The sequence below is a fragment of the Rhodococcus sp. BS-15 genome (genome assembly GCF_000813105.1).
Lineage (GTDB): Bacteria > Actinomycetota > Actinomycetes > Mycobacteriales > Mycobacteriaceae > Rhodococcoides.
Genome location: NZ_BAOX01000223.1, coordinates 1 through 8,143 on the forward strand (window position 1 = coordinate 1; position 8,143 = coordinate 8,143).

Consider the following 8,143-nt stretch of genomic DNA (forward strand, 5'->3'; position numbering starts at 1 on the left):
TGGCGACCGCGCGCGCGCCGATCAGGGCGTCGTCCTCGCTCATCGCGCCCGACACGGTGATCCGCACCCGCTTGGTCACGCCCTCGGCGTCGGCCATCATCTGGTCGGCCAGGTCGTCGCACACCGCCAGGACCGCGGCGTCGAGTTCTTCCTGCGATGGTGCCACTCCGCTGGCCCCGGAAGAGAGCAGCAGCACGGTGTCGTTCGTCGAGGACGCGCCGTCGACGTCGAGCCGGTCGTAGGACATCCGGGTCGCCGCGCGCAGCGCCTTGTCCAACTGGTCTGCGGTGGCTACGGCATCGGTGGTGATGACGCTGAGCATCGTGGCCAACGACGGTGCCAACATGCCTGCCCCCTTGGCCATGCCGCCGACGTTCCATTTGTCGGCGTGATGAACAGCCGCCTGCTTGGGCACGGTGTCGGTGGTCATGATCGCGTACGCCGCATCGGTACCACCGGAAATGCCGCCTGCGAGTTCGTGTACCACCTCGGTCACGCCGGGCAGCAGCTTGTCCATCGGGAGCCGGTCACCGATGAGACCCGTCGAGCACACGGCAACCTCGATCGCCCCGGTCTCCGAACCCCAGTTGCTCAGTGCCGATGCGACTTCCTCGGCCGTGCGGTGCGAATCCTGAAAGCCCGGCGTACCCGTGCAGGCATTGGCACCACCGGAATTGAGAATCACCGCACGCAGCCGTCCGGTGGAGAGCACCTGCTGCGACCACAACACGGGCGCAGCCTTGACCTTGTTGCGGGTGAACACACCCGCCGCAGCGAAATCGGGGCCCTCGTTGAACACCAAAGCCAGATCGGACTTGCCACTTGCCTTGATCCCAGCCGGAATACCGGCGGCGCGGAAACCCGCGGGACAGGTGACACCCTGCGTGCGCACGAGCTTGCCCGCAACCATGCCGACGGCCTCCGCCTGGCTCCCGACGCTGCTCATGGCGCTACTCCTACGGTAGAGAGACCCTCGGTCTCGGTGATTCCCAGTGCAAGATTCATGGATTGGACGGCGGCTCCCGCCGTGCCCTTGGCCAAGTTGTCGATGGCCGCGATCACGACGAGCAAGCCTGCGTCCGCATCGACCGACACGCTCATCTGCACGGCGTTCGACCCGATGACCGAACCGGTCTGCGGAAGTCGTCCGGCGGGAAGCACGTGCACGAACGGCTCTGCAGCGTAGGCCTTCTCGTAGACCTCGACGGCCTGCGCCTGCGTGGCGGTGGTGATCGCGGTGCAGGTGGCCAGGATTCCGCGAGGCATCGGTGCGAGAACCGGCGTGAAGGACACCGCAACAGCGCTACCGGCGACGGCCGAGAGGTTCTGCACGATCTCGGGAGTGTGGCGGTGTGCGCCCGCAACCGCGTACGCCCGAACCGAACCCATCACCTCCGAACCGAGAAGATCGGCCTTGGGAGCTCGGCCTGCACCCGAAGTACCGCTGACGGCAACGATATTGACACGCGGCTCGATGATTCCTGCGGCGACAGCGGGTGCGAGCGCGAGAGACGACACCGTCGGGTAGCACCCGGGAACGGCGATGCGAGTGGCACCGACCAGCCGCTCCCGGCAGCCCGGCAACTCCGGCAAGCCGTACGGCCAACTGCCCGCGTGAGGACTCTTGTAGTACTTCTCCCAGGCAGCACCGTCGGTGAGGCGGAAATCGGCCCCGCAATCGATGATCACCACGGACTCGGGAAGCTGCAGCGCGAGTTCGGCGGACTTGCCGTGCGGGAGTCCCAGGAACACGACGTCGTGCCCGGCGAGTTCGTCGACGGTGGTCGGGGCGAGAACACGGTCTGCGAGAGGCAACAGATGGGGATGGAATTCACCCAGCGTCGCACCGGCATTGCCGCCCGCGGTCAGAGTGCCGATGACCAACGAACCGTCGCGCACTCCCGGGTGCCCGAGCAGCAATCGAAGAATTTCACCGCCGGCGTACCCACTTGCGCCCGCCACCGCGATGCGCCTCGGCGTGGCCTCCGAAATAGTCATGCGGTTTATTATGCAGCATCATGCAAGCTCATTCATGAACGGGTCCGGTGTGTCAGCGTCCGCCCATGGACTTGCGGATCTCGTCGAGCTTCCTCCGGCCGGCTTCCTGGCGTTCGTTCCACTGCTCGTCGAGGTCATGGCCCGCCCTCGACTCACGGTCCAACTCCTCCGCACCGACGGCTGTACCCGATCGCTGTTCCACCTTGTCGCGCACACCGTCCCACGTCGGCACCCCCGAATCGGTGAAGTCACCGATCGGCGCGCTCACCGCACCGGAACCGTATGCGGTACCGACAGGCAGGTCGTCGACCAGCTCCGCATCGATGATCCCCGGAACCGTGCCGCCGAGCGGAGCCCCCGGTGGTGGATCACCGAGCGGCTGGTCGATCCGCGGCTTCGTCACCTGCGGAACGTCCACGTCGGGAACCGTTCCGGGTGGCGCTCCGCGATCGGGCGTGATCGGCTCCGGCCGGGCAGTACCCAACTCGGCGGCCAGAGCAGACGCGGCAGCTGCCACCGGGGCGAGTCGCGGACGACCCGCCACGGCGGCAAGAATCTCCTCGATCACCTGAAGATCCGTCGCACCGTCTGTTCCGAGTTCACTCATGCGCTGCTCCCGTCACCCGTGGTACTCGTGACTCCACGCTACGGACACACGAGCCCGGGCGTGCACGGATCAACTACTCAGCTGCGCTGATTCAACTGCGCAGCTGCGCGCCGACAGCCTTCGATGCCGCTTCGACCGCCGCATCGCGCGCAGCCGTCGCCTGATCCTCGGTCAAGGTGCCGTCGGCTCCGCGGAAGCGCAGCGCGAACGCCAGTGACTTGCGGCCCTCACCGACCTGTTCACCCTCGTAGACGTCGAACAGTCGGATCGACTCGAGCAGGTCGCCACCGCCGATAGTGAGCGCGGCTTCCACCGACGCCGCGGGTACGGACGCGTCGACCACCACGGCCACGTCCTGGAGCACCGCCGGATACGGCGACACCTCGGGGGCAGGCAGCGACTCGACCACCGGGAGGGCACTCAAGCTCAGCTCGACGGCACACGTACGCGGCGGCAAGCCGGACCGCTCGAGGACCGCCGGATGCAGCTCACCCGCGTATCCGACGACCTCGCCGTCGAGCAATACCTCGGCACACCGACCGGGATGCCACGGAAGATGTTGAGCGGCACGAAGATCGACGTTCACCCGGCTGCCTCGGCAACTGTGCGTACTGCAGCGAAAGCGTCAGCTGCTTCGGCGGCGCGGCCGGGGCCCCAGGGACCCGAGAACTCACGCTGACCGGTGAGCACCGCTCCAACGTGGACCGGCTGCGCAGGCAGCGAACCGCGCAGCATGGCTATCTGGTCGTCGGTAGGGCGGCGATCGACGGGCAATGCCTCCACCGCGGCAGTGGCGTCGTCCCGGAGCACCACCTGGGCAATTCCGAACAGCGAGACGTCTCGCTGACCGCGGGCGATGTTCCTACCGAGCATCTCGAGCAAACCGGGAAGCACCGTCGTCGCAAGCTCGGGACGGTCGGCCTCGAGCGGATTGAGCACCGAGGTGGTGGCGCGCCGAGGATCGTCTGCGTCGAGACCCCAGGTGTCGAAGATGCCCTTGGGCAGGAATACCGGAGGCAACACCTCGACGTACCCGGCGTACGCGAGTGCCTTGCCGACGGCGCGCCGTCGCTTCTGTTCGGCGGTGAGGCCACGACCTCCCGGGGCCGACGGCAGTACCGACGGGATCTGTTCGAGTCCCTCGAGTCGCAGCACCTCTTCGACCAGGTCGGCACTCTGCACCAGATCCGGTCGCCACGACGGCGGCGAGACGATCAGCTGGCCGTGCCCGGCGTCGCCGACCGACACCTCGACTCCGCACCCGATCTGTGTCAACCGACGAGCAGCGGTCCCGTTGGGGTACTCCACACCGGCGATCCGGTCCGGCAAGTCGAAGTCCATCGTGACCGTGGCGTACTCGGTCGACTCCCCGACGTCGGTCAGCACCGGCTCGATCCGGCCGCCCGCGATCTCCACCAGTAGCTGCGCCGCACGATCGAGCGCCGCGACGGGAAGCGCAGAATCGACTGTTCGCTCGAAACGCTTGCTCGCCTCGCTGGTGAGCTTGTGGCGACGACCGGTTCTGAACACCGCAAGCGGATCGAATGTTGCAGCTTCGAGGACGACCTCGGTGGTTGCGTCGTCGACTTCGGTCGACGCCCCGCCCATGACACCCGCCAGGGATATCGCTCCCGATCCGTCGGCGATGACGACGTCCTCGGGATCGAGCGAACGCTCGACGCCGTCCAGAGTGGTCAGCTTCTCCCCCGCCTTCGCACGACGAACCACGATGTCACCGTCCAGCTTGCCGGCGTCGAACGCGTGGAGCGGCTGGCCGAGTTCGTGAAGCACGTAATTGGTGACATCGACGGCCGCGGAGATCGGGCGCACGCCGGCCAGGAGCAATCGACGCTGCATCCACCACGGAGTCGTTGCTGTCGGATCGATACCTACGACCTTGCGCAACGCGAATCGTGATGCGCCCGAATCCGGTTCGACGGTGACCGACCATGCGTCACCGGTGACCTCGGTGGGAACCGTTCGCGCGGGGTCCACGTACGGCAGGTCGAAACTGCACGCCAGTTCACGGGCAAGACCGCGAACCGAGAAGGCATAGCCGCGATCCGGGGTGACGTTCAGCTCGATGACCGAATCTTCCAGACCGAGAACCTCTTTTGCGTCATCGCCCGGGTTGGCTGTGCCCTCGGGCAGCACCAGAATTCCGGAGTGATCTCGGCCGAGTCCGAGCTCGAGCGTCGAACAGATCATGCCGTTGGAATTGCGGCCGTACGTCTTGCGCGACGCAATGGCGAACCCCCCGGGCAGCACACTGCCCGGCAGAGCGGCCACGATCAGATCGCCCTCCGCGAAGTTTCTCGCACCACAGACGATTTCATGCGGCTCGTCGGTTCCGACGTCGACCAGGCAGAACCGAATCGGCTTCTTGAACTCCGTGAGCTCTTCGATCGAACTCACCCGACCCACCACCAGTGGTCCGGTCACGTTGTCCAGGGACTCGAGCTCTTCGACCTCGAACCCGACCCGCACGAACCCGGCGTCGAGTTCCTCGGGCGAGACGGCCCAGTCGGGTGTCCCCGCGTGCAGAACCTCGGTCAGCCAGGATTGTGGGACTCGCACGTGTACTCAGCTCTTTCTTGTATCCGAGAAGAAGTGGGGCGGGTGTGACGCGGCGTCAGGCCTGAACGCCGAAGGGCAGCGTGAACCTGACATCGCCCTCGACGATGTCGCGCATGTCCGGGATGTCGTTGCGGAACTGCAGCGTCCGCTCCAAGCCCATGCCGAATGCGAATCCGGTGTACACCTCGGGGTCGATACCGCTGGCCTGCAACACCTTCGGGTTGACCATTCCGCAGCCACCCCACTCGACCCAACCCGCCCCGCCCTTCTTCTTCGGGAACCACACGTCGACCTCGGCCGACGGCTCGGTGAACGGGAAGTAGTTGGGACGCATACGAGTGCGGGTGTCGTTACCGAACAACGCTTTCGCGAAAGCATCCAGTGTTCCGCGCAGATGCGCCATGGTCAGGCCTTTGTCGATCGCGAGACCCTCGACCTGGTGGAACACCGGAGTGTGCGTCGTGTCCAGCTCGTCCGTGCGGAACGTTCGTCCCGGGCAGACCACGTAGATGGGAAGCTCACGCGAGAGCATCGATCGCACCTGCACCGGCGAGGTATGGGTACGCAAGACCTGCCGCGATCCCTCGGGCGCGATGTGGAACGTGTCCTGCATCGTGCGGGCCGGGTGGTCGGGCAAGAAGTTGAGCGCATCGAAGTTGAAATGCTCGGTCTCGACCTCGGGGCCTTCTTCGACCTCCCAGCCCATGCCGACGAATACGTCGGCCACTTGCTCGGCAATGATCGTGATGGGGTGCCGGGCACCGACGGGAGCTCGGTCGGTCGGCAGTGTGACGTCGATGGTTTCGGCGACCAGGATGGCGGCGTCACGCTCGGCCGACAGCACGGCGCGTCGCTCGTCGAAGGCCTTCTGCACTCGATCGCGCGCTGCCTTGACGCGTTTGCCCGCGTCCGCCTTCTGGTCCCCCGGGATCGCACCGAGTGCGCGCTGCGCCAGCGCCAACGGAGCCTTGCCGCCCACATGGTCGATCTTGACCTTGGTCAGAGCATCGAGGTCCGACGCGTCGGCGAACGCCTGCTCGGCCGAGTCCACTGCGGATCCGAGCGCGGACTCCTCGAGAACGCTCGGATCTACCGGCTCGGTTCCGACATCTTTCTTCGCCACGACAGCTGCACTCCTCGAGTAATAGTCGGTGTCTGCCACGAAGGGTCGTTGCGCAGGCTTCACTCCTGCGCAACAAGGATCGTTGCGCAGGCTTCACTCCTGCGCGGAGCAGACAGGTATCGATCCTAGGCGAGACCTGCTCACGGAGTTTCGGAGCGTCGCTGCGCCCTGGCACTGGCGTACAGGCAGATCGCCGCGGCGGTTGCCAGGTTGAGGCTCTCGGCGCGGCCGTGGATCGGGATTCGAATCCGGTGATCGGCGTCGCGTGTCACCGACTCGGGCAGCCCGTGGGCCTCGTTGCCGAACAACCACGCGGTCGGTTGCGTGAGCAGTTCGTCGGCGTCGTCCAGGTCCACTTCGCCGTCGGCGGCCGTGGCGACGATGGTCAGACCCGCTCTGCGCAACGCGTCGATTCCGGACTCGATCGATCGCTCCCGAGCAATGGGCAGATGGAACACGCTGCCTGCAGAGGCGCGGACGCATTTGCCGTTGTGTGGGTCCACCGAGTCGCCCAGCAGCACGACCGAATCCGCTCCGGCCGCGTCGGCGACGCGAATGACCGTCCCGGCATTGCCCGGCTCTGCCATCTCCACCGGTACGGCCACCAACCGCGGTGTTCCGGCCAGCGCACGGTCGATCGGAACGTCGACCAACTCGGTGACTGCGATCAGGCCCTGCGGGGTGACGGTGTCGGACAATGCCTTCGCAGCACGGTCGGTGATCGGATGAACTCGTGCGCCGCCGGCCTCGACGGACGCGATGAGGTCATGGTGGCGCTCGAGGGCATCCGCGGTGAAGAACAGATCACGAACCAACCGTGACTGCGCCGCCTCGGACACAGCATTGAAGCCTTCGGCGAGAAAGAGCCCGGTCTTCTTGCGTTCCGCGGCTCGAGCGAGCTTGACGGCCGAAACGACCCGCGGAGTTCGCTCGGTCAGCGAATCCACGGGCCGTTTCGGTGTTGAGTCGTCGTACGTCGACTCGCTCAGGCTGCTTCTCCGGCCGGAGCGTTGACATCGGCAGGCAATGCAGCCTTGGCGATGGCGACCAGGCTGGCGAACGCAGCAGCATCCGACACAGCGAGCTCGGCGAGGATCTTGCGGTCGACCTCGACGCCCGCGGCCTTGAGGCCCTGGACGAAGCGGTTGTACGTGATGTCGTTGGCCCGAGCTGCAGCGTTGATACGCGTGATCCACAGCTTGCGGAAGTCACCCTTACGCGCGCGGCGGTCCCGGTAGGCGTAGGTCAGCGAGTGGAGCTGCTGCTCCTTGGCCTTGGTGTACAGACGTGAGCGCTGTCCGCGGTATCCCTTGGACGCTTCGAGAATCGAACGGCGCTTCTTCTGGGCGTTGACGGCCCTTTTTACGCGTGCCACTGGTAAATCCTGTCGATCTGGGGGCTTGTGAAACCCCGAATGGTAATGGGATGAAGCCGACCGTTATCGGTCGGCGGCCGGTCCAGATCAGATGCCGAGCAGGCGCTTGATCCGCGGGACGTCGGGCTTCTTGACGACGGCGACACCATCGAGGCGACGAGTCACCTTGGTGGGCTTGTGCTCGAGCAGGTGGCGACGGCCGGCCTTCTGGCGCAGGATCTTGCCGCTGCCGGACACCTTGAATCGCTTCTTGGCACCACTGTGGGTCTTCTGCTTGGGCATGAAATCCTCTTCTTCTTCTGATAGCTCTTCGGTGGTGCATGGCACAGCCGTACATCGCTACGGAAAACCTGTGCACCGAAGCAGGTGTAGGGCTGTCTTACTGGTAGAGCGCGAGGCTCAGTTGGTCTGCGCCGGAGTAGCCGGAGCTGCTGCGGCCGGTGCCTCGGCAGCCGGGGCTGCG

7 protein-coding genes and 1 pseudogene are annotated in these 8,143 nt (G+C 65.9%); all 8 read right to left on the reverse strand.

All coding sequences use genetic code 11. The features are described 5' to 3' along the window. The coding region (locus tag RHBS_RS20295; protein WP_187298575.1) for a bifunctional ornithine acetyltransferase/N-acetylglutamate synthase at window positions 1–910 on the reverse strand (910 nt) is incomplete at its 3' end. A 32-nt stretch (window positions 911–942) separates the two neighbouring features. Beyond that, on the reverse strand, window positions 943–1,998 hold the full coding sequence (argC, locus tag RHBS_RS20300; RefSeq protein ID WP_121869721.1) for an N-acetyl-gamma-glutamyl-phosphate reductase: 1,056 nt from the start codon (window positions 1,996–1,998) through the stop codon (window positions 943–945). Window positions 1,999–2,050: 52 nt separating this feature from the next. After that, a complete protein-coding gene (locus RHBS_RS20305; protein WP_128646320.1) occupies window positions 2,051–2,605 on the reverse strand; it encodes a hypothetical protein in 555 nt (184 codons plus the stop codon). A gap of 91 nt (window positions 2,606–2,696) precedes the next feature. Further along, window positions 2,697–5,182, reverse strand: a pseudogene (pheT, locus tag RHBS_RS20310) (phenylalanine--tRNA ligase subunit beta). A gap of 55 nt (window positions 5,183–5,237) precedes the next feature. After that, on the reverse strand, window positions 5,238–6,305 hold the full coding sequence (gene pheS, locus RHBS_RS20315) for a phenylalanine--tRNA ligase subunit alpha (RefSeq protein ID WP_128646321.1): 1,068 nt from the start codon (window positions 6,303–6,305) through the stop codon (window positions 5,238–5,240). 140 nt (window positions 6,306–6,445) lie between these two features. Then, window positions 6,446–7,252: an RNA methyltransferase gene (locus RHBS_RS20320; protein ID WP_128646322.1), complete on the reverse strand. Its 807-nt coding sequence runs from the start codon at window positions 7,250–7,252 to the stop codon at window positions 6,446–6,448. A gap of 38 nt (window positions 7,253–7,290) precedes the next feature. Beyond that, complete coding sequence (rplT, locus tag RHBS_RS20325) at window positions 7,291–7,680, reverse strand: 50S ribosomal protein L20 (RefSeq protein WP_032378959.1); 390 nt, start codon at window positions 7,678–7,680, stop codon at window positions 7,291–7,293. An 87-nt stretch (window positions 7,681–7,767) separates the two neighbouring features. Further along, entirely contained in the window at window positions 7,768–7,962 is a 195-nt protein-coding gene (gene rpmI / locus RHBS_RS20330) for a 50S ribosomal protein L35 (protein ID WP_032394297.1), read from the reverse strand. Window positions 7,963–8,143: the final 181 nt, after the last annotated feature.

Coding starts and splice junctions, on each gene's coding strand:
- rpmI (WP_032394297.1), bottom strand. CDS start 7,962: ATGCCCAAGCAGAAGACCCACAGTGGTGCCAAGAAGCGATTCAAGGTG.
- RHBS_RS20305 (WP_128646320.1), bottom strand. CDS start 2,605: ATGAGTGAACTCGGAACAGACGGTGCGACGGATCTTCAGGTGATCGAG.
- argC (WP_121869721.1), bottom strand. CDS start 1,998: ATGACTATTTCGGAGGCCACGCCGAGGCGCATCGCGGTGGCGGGCGCA.